The following is a 17,116-nucleotide window of genomic DNA, read 5'->3' on the forward strand; positions in this document are numbered from 1 at the left end:
CTGCCTTTCAGATTTGAGCGACCTGCATGGGACGCGAGGCGGGAAGTTGCGGGGCTTTCCGGCGGCGGCGGACCGACGCCTCGGCGTAGTAGGTCTCGACTTGCCGGGCGCGATGGTCGGAGGTGTGGTCAGCCAGAACGCGGCGCTGTGCGTTTTCCGCGATCGTGCGCCTTTGCTCCTCGGGCATGTCGCGCAGGATCTCCACGACGTCGCGGGGGCTCGATGCGAGCAGGATTTCCCGGGAGGGCTCGAAGACGGTCTCGATTCCAGGCCACCGGTCCGAGATGAGGGGCGTGCCGCACGCGGCCGCTTCGAACAGCCGAACGCTGGGCGAGAAGCCGAGCGCGCGCATGTCGGCGCGGGTGGCGTTTAGCGTAAAGCGTTGCTCTGCGTAAAATCCCGGATGATGTTTGGGCGTGAGGTGCTCGATCCGGGCGACATTGGCGGGCCAGACCACCTCATCGGGATATTGCGCGCCGGCGACGACGAATTGCTCGCGTGAGAGAGTGCGAGCAGGGGCGAGCAGCAGCTGCTCCAGAACCGGCTGCCGGTCCTCGCTGTAGGTTCCGAGATAGCCAAGTGCCCATTTCTTCTCCGCGCGTTGCGGCGCGTAGATGTCGGTGTCGGCACTGCAATACAGCACCCGAGCCAGCGGACTGCCATAGTTCTCCTCGATCATGCCGGGCACCGGGCCGCCGGCAAAGGACAGGTAAAGGTCGAAGCGCGGGATCATCGCCGCGGACAGATAGTCCAGGCCCTGCTCGAGCTTCGCAAGCGTGACAGGCGTGTCGATGTCGTAGAAGGCAGTAATCCCCCGGGCGTGGGTCGTGATCCATTCGGAGATCGCGATGCCGTCGGGCACGTAGGAGCCGATGACCACCAGATCGGCATCCCGGATCATCTTTCCGAAACGCTGCGGGATGTCCTTCAAGGATTGGTAAAGCTCGACAGTCCAACCGGAAGGCTTGGCAAGATCACGATGCTCGCGATACCAGGGAACGTCGCGTTCCAGAAACGTGACGTGGTGACCTCGTCGTGCCAGGGCTTCGATCAGGGCGCGATAGGTCGTGGCATGACCGTTGCCCCAGGACGAAGTAACCGAAAGACCGACGACGACGATGGTGAGGTTCATTCTGCTGCCTCGATTCGCGAACTGCTTGCGGCAAAGAGATCGTTGAACTGGCGGGCGCGCTGCCGGTAGGTGTGATGGCTCAGAATGCGCGCACGAGCGCGCGCTGCGATCGCCTGAGCCCGCTCGGGGCGCAGTGCGGCAAGATGCTCTGCGACCTCCGCCCCGCTCGCGGCCACCAGCACCTCGCGATCTGGCTCGAGAAAATGATCAATGCCGTCCCACTGGTCGGTGATCAGGCAGGCTCCGGCACCGATGGCCTCGAACACGCGCGTTGGCGGCGAGAAGCCGTAGCGCGCCATGCTGTCGCGATTGACGTTCAGCGTAGCCAGACCGGAGCCGAAGAACGCGTTGTGGTCGCCGGTCCCGACATGCCCGACCTTATGCAGATTGGATGGCGTGTCTTTGGAGTCCCACCCCGATCCACCGAGCACGAACGTTTTGTCGGGCAATTGGCGCGCGACGTCGAGAAAGAACCGCTCGACGCGCTGCTCGCGGTCCGGGAGGCGGTTTGCCAGCAAGCTCAGATCGCACGTGAAGTGCGGATTGGGCGGCGCCGGAAAGTGCGTGGCGGGGTCGAGCGCATTGTAGATCGGCACGCAGTCTCGCGCGCCGATGCCGCGATAAGCGGATACGACAGCATCGCCGCCGCCATAGGTCAAAACCATGTCGTAGGATCGGATCACATGGCGCAGATGATGGTCTGGATTGTCCGTCACGGACTCCAGCGTCGCGGGGGCATCGACGTCCCAGTAGATGCGCATTGCATTCGACGGAATGTCGGCGACCGCGTTCTCCAGCTCCCGATCGAAGACGCCGACGCCGCTGGCTTTGACCAGCATGTCGGTCGAGCGGGCGGCTTCCTCAAGCGAGCTACGCCAGCCCTCGGGCGTCGCGGCGTAGACCACCACCTTCGCCCAGTCGGGATCGTCGATGTCGCGATGGGCCTGGCGCTCGAAGGCATCGGGCTCGAAGAATGTGACGTCGTGGCCGAGGGCCGCAATCTCCTTCAGCATGCCGCGGTAATAGGTGGCGGCACCGTTCCAGTAGGATGAGACGAGGCTGGATCCGAAGAAGCAGATCTTCATGCGGAGGCTCCGATGTATCGCAGGGGCTGTGTCGCTTGGCTTGAAGCCCTGAGGTCCTGCACGATGCCGACAAGCTGCTCCGCCCGGTGACGGCAGGTGTGACGCTCCTTGATCGCTCGGAGTCCAGTCTCCACCGTGGCTGACCATAATTCCCGGTCATCGAGGAGCGCACGAAGCGCCCGCTTCATTGCGGTGCCGTCGGAGGCGCTGAGATAGGCACCTTCCGGGAACAGGCCTTCCGCGTCCGACCAGGGGGCCGAGACCAGTGGAATGCCGCACGCCATCGCCTCGAAGATGCGAATGGTCGGAATGCCCGGTAGCAAGCGGACATAGGGACCGCGGGGGACGTGGACAGTCGCGCGTGCGCCGGCGAAAGCGATGGGAGCCCAGTGTGCGGGCAGCCAGCCGCCGTACCGAATGCCCCCCGCCTGAATGGTCGCGAGGGCTGCGTCCGAATAGCGGACGCCATAGACGCCCGCGCGCAGCTTCAGCTCGGCCACGGGTTCGACCAGAAATTCGTTGAGCTCGGCGCTGCGTTCGCCGTCGCCCCAATTGCCGATCCAGACGACATCGTCGGTGCGCTCGATATGCGGCAGCGGATGATACAGGGCGATGTCGGCCGCCTCGTGCCAGGTGAAGGCTCGGTCCGCCCAGCCGAGCTTCATATATATTTGGCGAAGGACCTCGCCGAAGGCGAGCACACCGTCGAAGCCGTCGTGGTCGAACTGCGCGAGTTCGTCCGGTGCGCTGACGGCGCGATGATGGGTGTCGTGGAACAGCAACGTGAAGGGCGCGCCGTGAGCCCGTCTCGATCCGATGTCTGCGATCAGATCAGGCGAATTCCATTCGTGGACGATGACGAGATCGGCGCCGTGCAATGCCTCATCGAGATCAAGGGAGGCGTCGTAGCGGCGGATGCCGATGCCGGGAAACAGCGTTGGAATATCCTCCATCGTCTGACTGCCACCCTCGCGGATCGCATTCAATCGGCTCCAGCCGTCGATCGGCTCGAACACGACGACCTCGTGACCGAGCGCGTGAAGTTCGCGGGCATAACCGCGCACGAAATGGGCATTGCCGTTGTTCCAGCAGGAGGTGAACGCGTGATAGAATAGAACGCATTTCATGCGCGTACCTCCATGGGGGCAGGCGCGTGATGGACGGCAAGCAGCTCCTCGTAGAGGCTGAGATAGGCGCTCGTGGTTCGGGTCAGCGAGTAGGTCAGGGAATGCTCAAAGGCGGCACGTTGCAGCCTCACCCGCTCGCGATCGTCGGTGCACAGACCTGCGAGCGCTCGATGCAGCGCCTTGCTGTCGGTGGGATCGACGAAGAGCGCGGCCCCGCTCCACAATTCCCTGAAAGTCGGAATGTTGGACAGGACGAGAGCGCATCCCGCCGCCGCGGCTTCCAGAACGGAGAGGCCGAACGGCTCATAGAGCGCGGGGCTGGCGAAGATGGCGGCCTGCCGCAAATGCGCGCGCATGACTTCGTGAGGCAAATGCCCGAGCCAGGTGACGGAAGCCGAAGGGCACTCATCCGCCGGGCCCGCGACCTGAACGGGCCAGTCCAGCCCAGGCGCTGCAGCCGCCAGGACCTCGATGTTCTTGGCGCGGTCCCAGATCCGGCCCGCCGCAAAGATCACGTCTTGCTTCCGTCCCGCAAAGCCCTGAGGGCCAATTCCATTCCAGATCACGATGCCGCGCGAGCGAGGCCGATAAATTTCCGCAATGTCATCGTGGAAGGACTGGCTGGGACAAACCCAGGCCTGTGCCGTGTCGAGTGCGGCCGTCACCCGTTCGGTGTAGCGGCGCCATTTCGGTTCGCCGAGCCAGCTCGTATCGCGGCAGGCGAGCCCCCAGGAGTTGACGCAGGAATGCGCGACGACCACCACCGGAGCGCGCCAGGCGAAGGCCGCCTCGCGAAAACTGTTGAGGTGAATGACGTCAGGCCGGATTCCGGCTTCGAGCTTCGCAAGGACGCGCCTGGCCTGGGCCAGATCTTGTCCTTCCGGGTCCTGCCATTCGAGCGCAAGGTCCGTTTCGATCAGGCGGACCCGCGAGCCACGCAGCATCTCAAGCTGGCCGGCCCGCGCGCGCGGACCCATCATCACCAGGGTGACGTCGGCGCCCTTCGCAGCAAGGGACGAAGCAAGTGAGGACGAGTAGGTCCAGACGCCTCCGACAGTATCGGTCGTCATCAGGATTCTGAGCTGCGAGCTGCGGCTCATGATGCCACCTGCAGTTCGAGAGCCTCGAGCGGGACCGGGCGATCGTTCTGCACGTCGCTGAACTGGTCGAACATCGCGAGATAGTGCCGGTGTGCGCGCTCCCAGGCGAAATCGTCAGGCTCGCCCCACAGCTTTCGATAATCCGGCGACCCGGGATAGGGATACAGCGGGACCGGATCGTTGGCCCAGATGCCGGCATCCTGCATGGTGCGGCGCCAGCGCTGCACGATGGGGTCATCGTCCTCGGGGACTTCGATCAAATTGGCCTGGACGAAAGGAACGTGACGGCGCGCTTCGACCAGCCGTTCGGCAAGCTGGTCGGTCGTCATCTTGCAGTTCTTGGCGAGCGCGGCGCGACCCTCGACGGTGAGGCTTTCGATGCCGGCTTCAATCGAGACGCAGCCGGCGCGGCCGAGCAGAGCCAGCATGTCCGGCTTCCAAAGGTCGATGCGGGTCTGCACCCCGAACTTCAGTCCGCGTGTGGTCAGCCCTTCCAGCAGCTCCGCGTTCGGAAGGAAAATCTCGTCGATGAAATAGACATATTCGATGCCTTGACGGCGCAGACCGTCGATCTCTTCGAGAACGATAAGGGGGGGCCGCTTGCGGTAGGCGTTGCGAAAGTTCTCCTTGGCGCAGAACGTGCAGCTGTACGGACATCCCCTGGATGATTCGACCTCGGCGCCTGGCGCCTGCGGCTCGGCTTCGAAGCGGTGATGGTGATGGTGGTGTCGCCGGATCATCTCCTCCGGCCAGTCGAGCGGCGGCTGATCCATGAACGCGACGGCCTGCGGGCCGCCATTGACGCGGAGCGATGCGCCATCGGCAAAGCACAAGCCCGGAAAGTCCCGTTCGCCATTGGCTAGACGCAGCAAGGACGCCTCGCACTCGCCCATCACGACGATGTCGGTGCCGAGCTTTCGAAGCGCCGCCCTTGGCACGGTCGAGCCATGGGGGCCCACCGCGATGAGGATCGGAGCCAAGTCGCGCACCGCCATCGCAAGCTCCTGCGGAACGCGGAGCTCGGGAGGGGCGCAGCGCCAGAACAGATAGGTCGGCGCTGTCGTGATGACGATCTGGTCGGGGCCGAACGCGCGCAGCTCGGCTTCGATCTCGGTGAGAGAAAGGTCAAACATGTGGGCGTCGAGCAGCAGCGTCTTGTGCCCGGCCGCCTTCAGGTAGTGCTCGGAGATCCCCAGTTCGAGCGGAAGGTGAGGCGATCGGCAGCCAAAATAGATGCTGCCGCCAAAGTCCCAGTTTGGGTTGATGAGGGCAACACGCGTCATGCGAGCGCCTCGCGGTTGTCTTGTGACGATCCGAACCGGCCGTCCAGCCAGGTGTGAAGGGATCGGAGTCCATCTGCGAATGAAATCTGAGGTGCCCAGCCGAGCGCGCTGGAGAGCGCGCGCGTGTCGGTCACGTACCAGGGCTGATCGCCGGGCCTCCAATCGGCAAAGCGATAGGCCACCTTGCGGCCGGTCAGATCGGTGATGCGGTCGATCAATTCCAGCAGACTGATCGCGTTGGCCGGACCACCGCCGAGATTGAATACGCGCCCACGGGCGAGCGCGATGCCATCGAGCACGGCGAGCCAGGCCGCGGCCGCGTCGGAGACGTGAAGCGCATCGCGGACCTGATGGCCGTCGCCATAGATCGTCAGCTCTTTGCTGCGGATAGCGCTGAGCAGGAAATGCGCGATCCAACCCTGATCCTCGGTGCCGAATTGACGGGGCCCGTAGATGCAGCTCATGCGCATTACCACGGTCTGGAGGCCGTAGACCCGCGCATAGTCGTGGACGTATTGATCCGCCGTTCCCTTGGAGCATCCATAGGGGCTGTAAAAGTCGAGCGGCGCATTTTCCGAGATGCCGGCCGCCAGCAGGCCGCTTGTCGGCGTGTAGCGGCGGCCGGTGAGCGCGATGTCGCCATCATCGATCAGGCGTCCGTAGACCTTGTTGGTCGAGGCGAACACGATCGGTGCGGCGTTGTTGTGGAGGCGCACGGCTTCGAGCACGTTCAATGTGCCACGCGCATTGATCTCGAAATCGGCGGCCGGATCGCTCACGCTGTCGGTGACGGCGACCTGGGCGGCCAAGTGCAGCACGGCGCGGGCTTCGCGTACGGCGTCGATCACCGGGATCGGCTCGCGAATGTCGGCCACGGTGATTGTGACCCGGTCGCCATGCCGGGACTTCAGCCACTGCGCATTCTCCCGCACGCCGGCGCGGGCGAGGTTATCCAGGATCAGCACCGGCTCGCCGCGCTCCGCGAGGCGGTCGGCGAGGTTGCAGCCGATAAACCCGCAGCCGCCGGTGATCAGGACGGGTCTGTTGTCTCGTTCACTCATCACGCGACCAATCCTCGTTGCTGCAGCTCCTTGGTGGCTCGCTCCGCCTGATCGTCGGCGATCTGGTCGGCGAGATATTCCGCCAGCTCTTCGAGCCCGTCCCTGAATGCGACGCGAGGCTCGAAGCCGAGCACGTCGCGGGATTTTCCCATGTCGGCGAAGCAGTGCCGGATGTCCCCGGCGCGATATTTCCGCGTCAGCTCGGGCGCAATGTCGCGGCGCCCCATGACTTCGGCCAGATCCTCCGCGACCGACAAGATGGTGCGACTCTGACCAGAGCCGACGTTGAAGACGTCCTGCGCATGCTCCGCCTCCAGCGCCATCCGGCAGGCGCGGGCGACGTCGTGGACATGGACGAAGTCGCGGCGCTGCCGGCCATCCTCGAACACGAGGGGAGGACGGCCGTTGAGCAGCCGGGCGGCGAAGATGGCCAGTACGCCGGTATACGGATTGGACAGGGCCTGACGTGGCCCGAACGCATTGAAGAAGCGTAGCGCCACCGTCGGAATGCCATACGCCTTGCCTGTGATCAGGCACATGCGCTCCTGCGCATATTTGTTGAGCGCATAGATCGAGCTCAGCGAAGGCTGCTTTGTCTCCGGCGTAGGGACGGGATCGAGCGGGTTGCCAGCGGCATCGCGCAGCTCCCAATCGCCGCGGCGAAGCTGCTCGACAGCCCGCTCCTCGCAGGCGACCACGCTCTGATCGGCGCTCCGGTAAAGGCCCTCGCCGTAAATACTCATGGACGAGGCCACCACGAGCCGCGCGACCGGGCGCTTGGATAGTGCCTGCAACAGCACGGCGGTACCGAGCTCGTTGGTTCTGACGTAGGGTTCGATGTCATACATGCTCTGGCCGACGCCGACCGCTGATGCGAGATGCAGGACCATGTCGGTGCCGCGCAACGCATGATCGACCGCGAGAGCGTCGGTGACGTCACCGACGACGAGCTCCGCGTCTTTGGCAAGATAGGCGGGACGCTGGCGGTTGCCTCCGTGGACCTGCGGCGAGAGATTGTCGAGCAGGCGGACTTCGTAGCCGGCCGCGAGCAGCTCGTCCGCTGCATGCGATCCGATGAATCCCGCACCTCCAGTGATCAATACTCGCGTCATTCACCGCTCCGTGCCGCCGTAAGATCGATCCTGCGGGATCAATCCGTGATGAGAATGAAAGCGCGCTGCTGTTCTGGTCGAGCGACCGGCGCGCCAGTCACATTTGGAAGTAGAAGCGGTGCAAGGAATGTTCGTTCCTGCGAAACCTACAAACGAAAATTTCTCTAACCTGGATCAATAACCCAGGTGAATCTGCGCGGTGCAGCAGGCTAAAAATACACGCCGTGACCCGGTGCCTGCAGCTCGAGATGGCTCGCGACCGTCGCGCCGATGTCCGCAAATCCGGCGCGCTTGCCGATCGGAGAAGTTAACCGCGCGCTCCACGCCAAAACCGGCACTTGTTCCCGCGTGTGATCGGTACCGCTCCAGGTCGGATCGCAACCATGATCAGCCGTGATGATCAGGAGATCATCCTCGCGCAGGCGGTTCAAAAGATCCGGAACTCGCGCATCGAAGGCTTCGAGCGCCGCTGCATAGCCTGCCACATCTCGGCGATGGCCGTACAGCGTGTCGAAATCGATGAAATTGGCGAACAACATCCCGCCCTCCGCGAGAGAGGCCAGCCCATCATACGTGGCATCGAACAGCGCTTGGTTGCCATCGCCGCGCAGGTTCCTCCCGGTGCCGCGATGGGCGAAGATGTCGTCGATCTTGCCGATCGTTACGATGTCACGGCCTGCGCTCTCGGCAAGATCGAGGATCGTTCGCTCCGGCGGGGGGACGGAGAAGTCCTTCCTGTGCGCTGTTCGCTTGAAGTCACCTGCCGACGTCCCGATGAAGGGGCGTGCGATGACGCGCCCGATGTTGAGGGGGTCGACCAGTCGGCGTGCAACACGGCAGACCTCATAGAGGCGTTCGAGACCGAACGTCTCCTCGTGCGCTGCGATCTGAAACACGCTGTCGGCCGACGTATAGCAGATCGGTTCGCCCGTTCTGATGTGACGCTCGCCGAATTCGGCGATGATCTCCGTGCCGGAGGCGTGACAGTTCCCGAGGATGCCGGGCACTCGAGCCTGTTCGCACAGGCTCTCCGTCAGGTCGCGCGCGAAGCATGGCTTGGTTCTTGGAAAATAGCCCCAGTCGAATGGCACCGGCACGCCGGCGATCTCCCAATGGCCCGAGGGCGTGTCCTTGCCTTTGGAGATCTCGCTCGCGCAGCCAAATCGCGCATGCTCAGTTGGGCCATCGAGCCCCGGCGGCACGCGCCCGGTGGCGAGACGGCAAGCCTGGCCAAGGCCGAGCGCAACCAGATTGGGAAGCTGAAGCGGCCCCTCCCGGTGCGGTCCGTCGGCATTGCCGGCCATGCACATCTCGGCAATGTGGCCGACGGTATCGGCACCCTCGTCGCCGTAATTGATGGCATCGGGCGCGGCGCCGATCCCGACGGAGTCCATCACCAGGATCACGGCGCGCATGTCGGCTCCGAGATGGCCGGGCGCGAAGACGCTGCGGACGGCGCGAGCCCGGTTTTCGCGCAATAGCGTTCGACCATCTGCGCGCAGAACTCGGCGAACTCGTTCACGTCGAGCGGCGGGCTGGTGTGATGAGGCTCGATACCCCGATGTTCCGGGGTGAAGCAGAAGGTCACCGTGACCTGAAACTCGGCCAGCGCGTCCATCTGCCGATCGAACCAGTCGAGCGCATTGGGACGGAAGCTGTCGGCCCAGGACAGGCCAGTCCTGAGATGCTGCACGCCCAGCCGGCGCATCCAGCGCACGGCGTCGTCGAGGCGGTGGTCCTCGAAGTGAAACCACTGGCACAGGCCCATCGCAGGTGCATATTGGGCGAACAGGTCCGCCGAGGCTTTCGGCGTTCCGTCCTCGCGTAGCAGGCCCATGTGAAAATGCCTGTAGTAGGATGAACCTTCAGCCTCCTTGTGCCGGGTCGTGGCCTCCCAACTCGAAGGCAGATCGTAGAGGCTGTACCAGTGAATGCGCGGAGCGCGGCCGATCAACAACTCCGCCGTTCGGGTCAGGCCCCAAGCCTGCACCTCCTCGGCGCCGAAAGACGAGACTCCCACCTCCGTGACCCAAACAGGCAGCGGGGTGACGGCCTTGATCTCGTCGATCTTGGCCGGCCATTCCGCGATCTGCCACAGGTTCCAGTCCAGCGGAAAGCCGTGCACGGCCACGGCATCGACATGATCGAGTACGCCGCGCGCCTGCATGTTGCGCAGGAAGGACGGATCGATCGGCGATATGCCGCCAAGCACACGTGGGAGTGTGGGATGCGCGCTGCGGATCGCCTTTCCGGCAGCGAGCGACAGGCTCGCGAACATGGTCCAATCCGGATCGATCAGGATGTCCCAGTGCGACTTGTTGTTGGGCTCGTTCCAGATCTTGGCGGCTTCGATCATCGGCCAGTCTCCCGCGACGGATAAACCGGACCTTCCGCCTGCGGCCTTGTCACCCGTTTGCAGAGATAGACTTCCTCTTCCGGATGCGCCGCGATCGCAAAGCCGGCGCTGCGCAGCATGGCTTCGGCGCAGGCGCGGTTCGGCACCCACCAATTGGTGGGGTCGTCGGCATATTTGTTCTCGATGAAGTGCAGCTTTGGATAGCCCGGGGAATCGAACTGATCGGTGGTCCAGAAGTCATAGTTCTTGTCGAGGGAATCCACGCGGCTGTCGCCGCGCTGCATCGACTGGAACAGCAGGAGATCGCCAGCCACGTGCTCGTGGATCAGGTCGAGTGCCAGCAGAGGGTGCCGCAGGTGGTAGAGCACGCCCATGAAGATCACGAGATCGAATTTTTCGCGCAGCTGGCCGACATCATAGGCTGACATCTTGCGGAATTCGATCCTGAGCCCGTTCACCTCGGCCGCGAAGCGGGCTTGCGCGAGATATTCGTCGTCGGTGTCCAGGCCGAGGACGCGCTCGGCGCCGCGCCGCTTCATCTCCATGGCGTAGAAACCGGCATTGCAGCCGATATCGAGCACGGTCTTGCCTTCGAGGCGGTCCGGAATGATCCGGGAAAAGCGGCGCCATTTCACGTTGGGATAGTCGCCGAGAAAGTGTGAAGGCGCTGTCGGCACGCCGTTCAGGTCCAGATTGTGAAACCATGGCCCGAGCGCATCGACGCGCTGGCGGATTTCCTCGCGGGAGAGGGCGCCTCTGCTCATGCGGTCACTCCATTGTTCATTGCGGAGGCAGGGCGGATTGCCTCCGGCGAACCGCCGGCCAGCAGTCGAGAGCGTCCGTTCCCGGCGGAGCTTTCCGCGAGCAGCGCCATTGCCGTCCGGTAGCCGTCGATGGTGCCGACGTCGACATAGGATTCGCCGGCCTTGACGCCGAGACCCTGGCCGCCGGCCGCGAGGTAGGCATTGACGAGCGTCCCGAAATATTCATCCCGGCGGTCGCGCTTTGTCCACAGCGACTGGAGCTCGCGAAATCCGTTGCCGGACATTTTGAAGGCGCCCCATATCCATTTTGACGCCGCATCCGGCTGCTTGACCTGGATCTCCGTCACGCGATCGCCGTCGAGCACGACGGCATCGAAGAACTCGGGATGTTCGACCGGAAACAGCAGAAACGACAGGTCGGCGGCCGGCAACGTCTGCAGGGCCGCCTTTGGGAACCATACGGTATCCGGAAGTCCGACCAGGACGTCTTCGTCGTGGCCAACGACCGTGCCCGCCCTGAAGACGGCATCGCACAGCCCCGACGCATCGGGCTGCACGACATAGGCGAGCTGGGCGCTGCCATAATGATCGCCGAAATATTCGAGGATGTCCGATTTGCCGGGGGAGATCACGAAGCAGATCTTGTCGGCGCCCCCAAGGATCAGCCGCTCCAGCAGATATTCGGAGACGGCGCACGGACGGTCGATGCCGTCGTCCCGTTGGCTTCCGACCGGAAGCAACTCCTTGGAGAAGGCGAGCGGCTGGATGCGGCTGCCGCGGCCCGCGGCCGGAACGATGCCCCACATGATCAGGCCTCCTCGGGTTGCTGTCGGCGCGCGCCGAGCGATGCCGTCTGCTCGAGCAGCCAAATCAGTTCGGCTGCGCGCTTGTCGGATGTGTGCTGATCCATGGTCCGTTCATAGGCGCGCCCGGCAATGTGCTGAAGCTCGGCGTCGGCCATCGTCAACGCAGCAAGCGTGTCCTTCGCATCGCATGCGATCAGGATCTCCTGCCCAGGTACAAAGAATTCATCGAGTCCCGGCCAGTCGTCGCTGAGCAGCGGGGCCTTGCAGGCAGCGGCTTCGAACAGGCGGCCGGAGGGGCACCAGCCCATCTCGGCCATGGCGCGGCGCGTGACGTTGAGTGTCAGCCGGGATGACGCAAAGAACGCCGCGTGCTCCGACGGCGGCAAGTGCTGCACGAAGTAGATGTTTGGCGACCAGGGAAAATCTTCCGGATATTGTGCACCTCCAATCAGGAAGCGCAGATCCTGCCTGTTACGTGCGGGTTCGACGAACAGAGCCTCGAGTGCGCGCTGGCGATCCTGCGAATATGTGCCGAGATAGGACAGATCCGCACGGTAATGCGGCTGCGACGGCACCGGCCGATGGATGTCCGTATCGACGTGTCCGTAGAGCGGGCGGACGTTGCAGGCGCCGAGCCTGTCGCGAAATTCGTTGCAGATGCGGGAGCCGCCGGCGAAGCTCAGGACCAGGGCGAAATCCCGCAGGCCGCGCGGCCCGATATAGGGAACGGCCTCGCCGGCCATCAGCTTCGCCAGCGTGACCGGCGTGTCGAGGTCATAGAACACGGGCACCGCACGACCCTCGGACAGGACAAGCTCTGTCGCGGCGATCGCGTCGGGACAATAGGACGTTATGATCGCGACATCTGCGTCACGAATTTCGCTCCGCGCCAAAGGCAGCACATCGTCCCAGTTCGAGAACAGTCGCAATTGCCCGCCGGGCAGTTCGTGCAAATCCCGCGCGCCCGCGTAGTAGGGCACGTCGCGCTCGAAAAAGACGACGCTGTGGCCGGCTCGCGCGAGATGCTTGCAAAGCCCTCGCCACAGGGTGGCGTGACCGTTGCCCCAGGACGAGGAAATTGTCAGGCCGAAAATGACGATCTTCACGCTGGCACCCGCTGATTGATCCCGGTGATCTTGAGTCCGCGATTGTCCACGCTGAGGGTGCTGACGCTGCCGGGGTCGATCTCGATCGAGAGGAAGTCGTCGAGCTCTTTCCGGGAATAGTGCAGCAGCGCCGCGCGGATCGGTTCGGCATGGCTGACGGCGACGACGACGGTGCCGCTACCATGATCGTTGCGCAGCTGCTCCAGATGGGCGACGACGCGCTTCTGAAGCGACCGCATGCTTTCGCCCCCCGGCGGGCGGTTCGTTCCGCGTTGTTCGTTCCAGCGCGACCAGCGGGGATCCCGGGCGAGCGCCTCGAACGACAGTCCGGTCCATTCGCCGTAGTCGAGCTCGTCGAGTGCCGGCACGATCTCGACCGGCAAGCCGAAGCGCGCCGCCAGGATGCAGGCCGACTGCATGCAGCGCCGCTGCGGGCTCGACTGAACCATGCTCGGCGGGGGCGTGAAAGTATCGGCGCATCGCGCGATTTCCTCGCAGCCGAGATCATCGAGCTCTACGCCCTTCATCCGGCCACAGAGCGTGCGGCCGAGCAGGGCATGATGCCCGTGGCGGATCAGATGAATGATCTTCGCCATCAGGTATACGCCTTGTCGTCGATGAAGGCGCGCGTTCGCCGTCCGGCCTCTTCGTCCGTGAACTGCTGAGGCGGCGACTTCATGAAATAGCTCGAGGGGCCCGTCAGCGCGCCGGCCTGCCCGCGGTCCATGGCGAGCTTGGCGCAGCGGACCGCGTCGATCACGACACCCGCCGAGTTCGGGGAGTCCCAGACTTCGAGCTTGACTTCCGCGCTCAAGGGAACACCGCCGAACGTGGTGCCCTCCAGGCGGATAAAGGCCAGCTTGCGGTCGGTCAGCCACGGCACATGGTCGCTCGGGCCGACATGGATATTATCGGCATCCATGGGCACGTCGAACTGGCTGGTTACGGCTTGGGTTTTGGAGATCTTCTTTGATGTCAGCCGCTCGCGCTCGAGCATGTTCTTGAAATCGGTGTTGCCGCCGACGTTGAGCTGGTAGGTTCTGTCCAGCCGTACGCCGCGTTCACGGAAGAGATTGGCGAGCACACGGTGCAGAATGGTGGCGCCGACCTGGCTCTTGATGTCGTCGCCGACGATCGGCAGGCCTGCATCCTCGAAACGCCGCCGCCAGTCGGGATTCGAGGCAATGAAGACGGGGATGCAATTGACGTAGCCGCAGCCGGCCTCGATCGCGCGCGCGGCGTAAAATTCGCTCGCACGCTGCGAGCCGACGGGAAGATAGGACACAAGCACGTCCGTGCGCGAGGTCGCGAGCACTTCGGAGACGTCGGCTTCCGGGACATCCGCAATCGGGACGTCGTCCTTGAGATAATGGCCGACGCCGTCCATGACGGGGCCGCGTTGGACCATGACGCCGGTGGGGGCGACGTCGGAGAAGCGGTGCGTGTTGTTCGGCGCTGCGAAGATCGCCTCGGCCACGTCGCGTCCGACCTTGCCGGCATGGACGTCGAAGGCCGACGCGACCTGAATGTCGCTGATGTGGTAGCCGCCGAGATCGGCGTTCATCAGCCCAGGCACCGGTTCATTCGATTTGGCGTCCCGGTAATAGGAGAGCCCTTGAACGAAGGAGCTCGCACAATTGCCGACACCGACGATGCCGACGCGCACGCGCCGCCTGTCCTGAAGACGAGAATGCATGGCTAGAGGCCCTCCGGAAGACGTGCAGCGTTAAGGCATGCAGTGTTGAAGAGATGCAGTGTTGACGTAAGTACGTCGGCGAACGTGGGGAACGTATGTTCGTTCCTGAACTCACTGCACTATGTCCGCCTCACGTCGGATTCCGGCCGAAAAAATCTCGCGCGCTTAACTTGGGATAGAATCCCGGGCGGGTTGGTGGGAACGAAAAGCTTCCATGATGAAGATGAAGAAGATGATGTTTTGAAGAGAGTCCGGCCTACGAAAGAACAAATGCTCGCGCCCGGCGTTCACGGCGAAACAGTCCGACGCGAGGGCCGATCCGTCGCTCGCTCCTTGTCAGCAATCGAGGTGTCACATGTCATCCAAATCACAAACCAGCGAAGCCCAGCAGACCACCAGCCATGATGTGATCCGGAAATGGGCGGAGGAGCGCGGCGGAAAGCCTGCGACGGTCAAGGCCACGGAGGAGGACGGACACGCCGGTATCCTGCGCATCGATTTCGATCCGCCCGACGAAGGTCTCGATCGGATCAGCTGGGACGAATTCTTCGCCAAGTTCGACGAGGCCGGCATTGCCTTCCTCCATCAGGAAGAGACCAAGGATGGTAAGCCGAGCCGCTTTCACAAATTCGTGCGGCGCTAGTTGGATCACCACGTGTCGGGCAGCTGGACCGAGGCGATGCGGGCAGGCGACTTCGAACGCGCCTGGGCAATCAATGACCGCGATCTGGCAATGCTTGCGTATCCACCCAAGCACACCGGGCCGCGTCACCTGCAGCGGATCTGGCGTGGTGAGGAACTGAGGGGCAGGGATGTGCTGGTCCGCTGCTACCACGGGCTCGGCGACACTATCCAGTTCCTGCGCTTCATGCGGCCGCTTCGTGACGTCGCGCGCCGCGTCACGGTCTGGTGCCAGGGCGAGCTTCTGCCGCTGGTCGAGCGAGCGGCTGGCGTCGATCGGGCCTTCGCGCTCCATGATGGTGCACCTGAGGTCGACTTCGAGGTCGATATCGAGATTATGGAGGTGCCGCATGCCATAAGGGCGAGGCGAGAGCAGGTCGAGATGCGCGCACCTTACCTGTCGTTGCCGACCAAGGTCGAACCAGCGCTCCCGCAAGACCGAGGTCTCGAACTCAGGGGCCTTGCCGTGGGCCTGGTTTGGGAAGTCGGCAATTGGGACAAGCGGAGGACCGTTCCGCCGTCCCTGTTGGGACATCTTGCCGTTCCCGGCGTGACGCTCTGCTCACTGCAACGCGGGGCCCGAACGTGCGAACTGGCCGAGATCGGCGCGAGGGACGTCAGCACGCCTGACGTTACGGTTCTCGGTCATCTCCTCCAGCGGCTCGATCTCGTCATTTGCGTCGACACTATGGTGGCCCATCTCGCGGCAGCACTCGGCTGTGAGGCGTGGGTCTTATTGCATGCGGATTGCGACTGGCGCTGGCCGGCATCCGAGGCCCATTCCCTTTGGTATCCGAGCCTGCGGCTGTTTCATCAGAGGACACCAGGCAACTGGGATAGCGTCCTTGAAGAGGTGCGGGAGGCCCTGATTGCACGCTCCGCAAGTCTCCAAGGTGTCGTCCGAAAGGAGCTCAAGCGAGCGCAAGGTCCGCCGTAAGTGGCCTGAGACGCGAGGACGACGCATCGTCGCGGCTGGACGAAATGCTCAGGTAAGTCGGATCGAATCTTGCGAGCCGCACGAGTCCCTGCCAGTCCGTGATCGTTACCGTCTTGCCCTGCCATTGCAGGAGATTGCATCGTCGCAGTTCCTGAATCGTGCGGTTGGCGTGGACCGGGGAGATGCTGCATGCTGCCGCAAGGTCCGATTGGGTGAAGGGTGACGGCAGTCTGAAATCTCTCGCCAAGCCGACGCTTTGCAGCCGGGTGGTGATCTCGCACAGCAGATGCGCCACGCGCGTCAATGCATCACGGCTACCCAGGTTCACTGTCCAGTTGCGCTGAATGGCGTGGGTGGTGAGCAGCATCAGCAGCAATGCGCGAGACATCGCGGGCGAACGCGCGGACAAATCGTGAAAGAAGCGGTGTGGCACGAGAGCGACGATGGCAGGGCCGAGCGCGATCAGGTTGCCGTCAACGCGAGGACGATAAAGCGTGTGTAGATCGGCGATGTCACCGGGAACATGGATTGACGTGATCTGCCCGTCCGCACTCTCTGCATCCTGCCACGACAGATATCCCTGAAGGAGCAGGCAGCACTGGGTGGCATCATCGCCATGCCGCAAAACGGCCTGACGCGAACCGAGATGCGCGATTGTGCTTGCCATGTCCGCGAGCAGGTGGAGATCGTCGGCCGTTACGGGAGTGAGGCTCGCCAACCGGTCGGCGAGCTTGGAGAACGCAAATCCTGCCTGCATTGGTCGCCTAATAACTCAGAACCCGTCCCCAATTTGATCGATGAGAACGACAGAGCGCATTAAACTTTGATAGTTTTACTCCATGCAGGTCATTGTTTGTCTGCCCAGCATGC

17 protein-coding genes are annotated in these 17,116 nt (G+C 63.5%); 2 read left to right on the top strand and 15 right to left on the bottom strand.

The window, feature by feature from the left end; genetic code table 11:
• Nucleotides 1–7: 7 nt before the first annotated feature.
• The 14 genes from ACIPUD_RS02535 to ACIPUD_RS02600 all read right to left on the bottom strand — a co-directional run bounded on the left by ACIPUD_RS02535 (nt 8) and on the right by ACIPUD_RS02600 (nt 14,628).
• Entirely contained in the window at nt 8–1,132 is a 1,125-nt protein-coding gene (locus ACIPUD_RS02535) for a CgeB family protein (RefSeq protein ID WP_446480057.1), read from the bottom strand.
• Entirely contained in the window at nt 1,129–2,217 is a 1,089-nt protein-coding gene (locus ACIPUD_RS02540; protein WP_085364612.1) for a CgeB family protein, read from the bottom strand. Before ACIPUD_RS02540 ends, ACIPUD_RS02535 begins: the two co-directional genes overlap by 4 nt.
• On the bottom strand, nt 2,214–3,344 hold the full coding sequence (locus ACIPUD_RS02545) for a CgeB family protein (RefSeq protein WP_446480058.1): 1,131 nt from the start codon (nt 3,342–3,344) through the stop codon (nt 2,214–2,216). The genes ACIPUD_RS02540 and ACIPUD_RS02545 overlap by 4 nt, the downstream gene beginning before the upstream one ends.
• Nucleotides 3,341–4,444: a glycosyltransferase family 4 protein gene (locus ACIPUD_RS02550; RefSeq protein WP_085360995.1), complete on the bottom strand. Its 1,104-nt coding sequence runs from the start codon at nt 4,442–4,444 to the stop codon at nt 3,341–3,343. Before ACIPUD_RS02550 ends, ACIPUD_RS02545 begins: the two co-directional genes overlap by 4 nt.
• Nucleotides 4,441–5,727 (bottom strand): TIGR04295 family B12-binding domain-containing radical SAM protein, encoded by a 1,287-nt coding sequence (locus ACIPUD_RS02555; protein WP_085360997.1) that lies wholly within the window; start codon nt 5,725–5,727, stop codon nt 4,441–4,443. The genes ACIPUD_RS02550 and ACIPUD_RS02555 overlap by 4 nt, the downstream gene beginning before the upstream one ends.
• Nucleotides 5,724–6,788, bottom strand: coding sequence for a GDP-mannose 4,6-dehydratase (locus ACIPUD_RS02560; protein WP_085360999.1), 1,065 nt, complete (start codon nt 6,786–6,788; stop codon nt 5,724–5,726). The genes ACIPUD_RS02555 and ACIPUD_RS02560 overlap by 4 nt, the downstream gene beginning before the upstream one ends.
• The gene (locus ACIPUD_RS02565; RefSeq protein WP_085361001.1) at nt 6,788–7,900 is read right to left on the bottom strand and encodes an NAD-dependent epimerase/dehydratase family protein; all 1,113 of its coding nucleotides are present in this window, start codon (nt 7,898–7,900) and stop codon (nt 6,788–6,790) included. The genes ACIPUD_RS02560 and ACIPUD_RS02565 overlap by 1 nt, the downstream gene beginning before the upstream one ends.
• Before the next feature lie 209 nt (nt 7,901–8,109).
• Entirely contained in the window at nt 8,110–9,315 is a 1,206-nt protein-coding gene (locus ACIPUD_RS02570; RefSeq protein ID WP_085349003.1) for a phosphopentomutase, read from the bottom strand.
• Nucleotides 9,303–10,256: a beta-xylosidase gene (locus ACIPUD_RS02575; protein WP_085348978.1), complete on the bottom strand. Its 954-nt coding sequence runs from the start codon at nt 10,254–10,256 to the stop codon at nt 9,303–9,305. Before ACIPUD_RS02575 ends, ACIPUD_RS02570 begins: the two co-directional genes overlap by 13 nt.
• The gene (locus ACIPUD_RS02580) at nt 10,253–11,020 is read right to left on the bottom strand and encodes a TIGR04290 family methyltransferase (RefSeq protein ID WP_085361003.1); all 768 of its coding nucleotides are present in this window, start codon (nt 11,018–11,020) and stop codon (nt 10,253–10,255) included. Before ACIPUD_RS02580 ends, ACIPUD_RS02575 begins: the two co-directional genes overlap by 4 nt.
• The gene (locus ACIPUD_RS02585) at nt 11,017–11,826 is read right to left on the bottom strand and encodes a nucleotidyltransferase family protein (RefSeq protein WP_085361005.1); all 810 of its coding nucleotides are present in this window, start codon (nt 11,824–11,826) and stop codon (nt 11,017–11,019) included. Before ACIPUD_RS02585 ends, ACIPUD_RS02580 begins: the two co-directional genes overlap by 4 nt.
• A gap of 2 nt (nt 11,827–11,828) precedes the next feature.
• Entirely contained in the window at nt 11,829–12,932 is a 1,104-nt protein-coding gene (locus ACIPUD_RS02590; RefSeq protein WP_446480059.1) for a CgeB family protein, read from the bottom strand.
• A complete protein-coding gene (locus ACIPUD_RS02595) occupies nt 12,929–13,528 on the bottom strand; it encodes a histidine phosphatase family protein (protein ID WP_018460365.1) in 600 nt (199 codons plus the stop codon). Before ACIPUD_RS02595 ends, ACIPUD_RS02590 begins: the two co-directional genes overlap by 4 nt.
• Nucleotides 13,528–14,628: an inositol-3-phosphate synthase gene (locus tag ACIPUD_RS02600; protein ID WP_085348982.1), complete on the bottom strand. Its 1,101-nt coding sequence runs from the start codon at nt 14,626–14,628 to the stop codon at nt 13,528–13,530. The genes ACIPUD_RS02595 and ACIPUD_RS02600 overlap by 1 nt, the downstream gene beginning before the upstream one ends.
• Before the next feature lie 355 nt (nt 14,629–14,983).
• On the opposite strand from ACIPUD_RS02600, the gene ACIPUD_RS02605 reads away from it, so the two are divergent.
• Both ACIPUD_RS02605 and ACIPUD_RS02610 read left to right on the top strand, forming a co-directional pair.
• Nucleotides 14,984–15,271 (top strand): hypothetical protein, encoded by a 288-nt coding sequence (locus ACIPUD_RS02605; protein ID WP_446480060.1) that lies wholly within the window; start codon nt 14,984–14,986, stop codon nt 15,269–15,271.
• A gap of 12 nt (nt 15,272–15,283) precedes the next feature.
• Nucleotides 15,284–16,246 (top strand): hypothetical protein, encoded by a 963-nt coding sequence (locus ACIPUD_RS02610; protein ID WP_446480061.1) that lies wholly within the window; start codon nt 15,284–15,286, stop codon nt 16,244–16,246.
• On the opposite strand, the gene ACIPUD_RS02615 is transcribed toward ACIPUD_RS02610, so the two are convergent.
• Nucleotides 16,221–17,003, bottom strand: coding sequence for a Crp/Fnr family transcriptional regulator (locus ACIPUD_RS02615; RefSeq protein WP_085348983.1), 783 nt, complete (start codon nt 17,001–17,003; stop codon nt 16,221–16,223). The genes ACIPUD_RS02610 and ACIPUD_RS02615 overlap by 26 nt on opposite strands.
• Nucleotides 17,004–17,116 lie beyond the last annotated feature (113 nt).

The organism is Bradyrhizobium sp. CAR08, from assembly GCF_052871955.1.

Excerpts from the sequence above, each read along its gene's own strand:
- ACIPUD_RS02535 (WP_446480057.1), bottom strand. The coding sequence starts at position 1,132 with ATGAACCTCACCATCGTCGTCGTCGGTCTTTCGGTTACTTCGTCCTGG.
- ACIPUD_RS02540 (WP_085364612.1), bottom strand. The coding sequence starts at position 2,217 with ATGAAGATCTGCTTCTTCGGATCCAGCCTCGTCTCATCCTACTGGAAC.
- ACIPUD_RS02545 (WP_446480058.1), bottom strand. The coding sequence starts at position 3,344 with ATGAAATGCGTTCTATTCTATCACGCGTTCACCTCCTGCTGGAACAAC.
- ACIPUD_RS02550 (WP_085360995.1), bottom strand. The coding sequence starts at position 4,444 with ATGAGCCGCAGCTCGCAGCTCAGAATCCTGATGACGACCGATACTGTC.
- ACIPUD_RS02555 (WP_085360997.1), bottom strand. The coding sequence starts at position 5,727 with ATGACGCGTGTTGCCCTCATCAACCCAAACTGGGACTTTGGCGGCAGC.
- ACIPUD_RS02560 (WP_085360999.1), bottom strand. The coding sequence starts at position 6,788 with ATGAGTGAACGAGACAACAGACCCGTCCTGATCACCGGCGGCTGCGGG.
- ACIPUD_RS02565 (WP_085361001.1), bottom strand. The coding sequence starts at position 7,900 with ATGACGCGAGTATTGATCACTGGAGGTGCGGGATTCATCGGATCGCAT.
- ACIPUD_RS02570 (WP_085349003.1), bottom strand. The coding sequence starts at position 9,315 with ATGCGCGCCGTGATCCTGGTGATGGACTCCGTCGGGATCGGCGCCGCG.
- ACIPUD_RS02575 (WP_085348978.1), bottom strand. The coding sequence starts at position 10,256 with ATGATCGAAGCCGCCAAGATCTGGAACGAGCCCAACAACAAGTCGCAC.
- ACIPUD_RS02580 (WP_085361003.1), bottom strand. The coding sequence starts at position 11,020 with ATGAGCAGAGGCGCCCTCTCCCGCGAGGAAATCCGCCAGCGCGTCGAT.
- ACIPUD_RS02585 (WP_085361005.1), bottom strand. The coding sequence starts at position 11,826 with ATGTGGGGCATCGTTCCGGCCGCGGGCCGCGGCAGCCGCATCCAGCCG.
- ACIPUD_RS02595 (WP_018460365.1), bottom strand. The coding sequence starts at position 13,528 with ATGGCGAAGATCATTCATCTGATCCGCCACGGGCATCATGCCCTGCTC.
- ACIPUD_RS02600 (WP_085348982.1), bottom strand. The coding sequence starts at position 14,628 with ATGCATTCTCGTCTTCAGGACAGGCGGCGCGTGCGCGTCGGCATCGTC.
- ACIPUD_RS02605 (WP_446480060.1), top strand. The coding sequence starts at position 14,984 with ATGTCATCCAAATCACAAACCAGCGAAGCCCAGCAGACCACCAGCCAT.
- ACIPUD_RS02615 (WP_085348983.1), bottom strand. The coding sequence starts at position 17,003 with ATGCAGGCAGGATTTGCGTTCTCCAAGCTCGCCGACCGGTTGGCGAGC.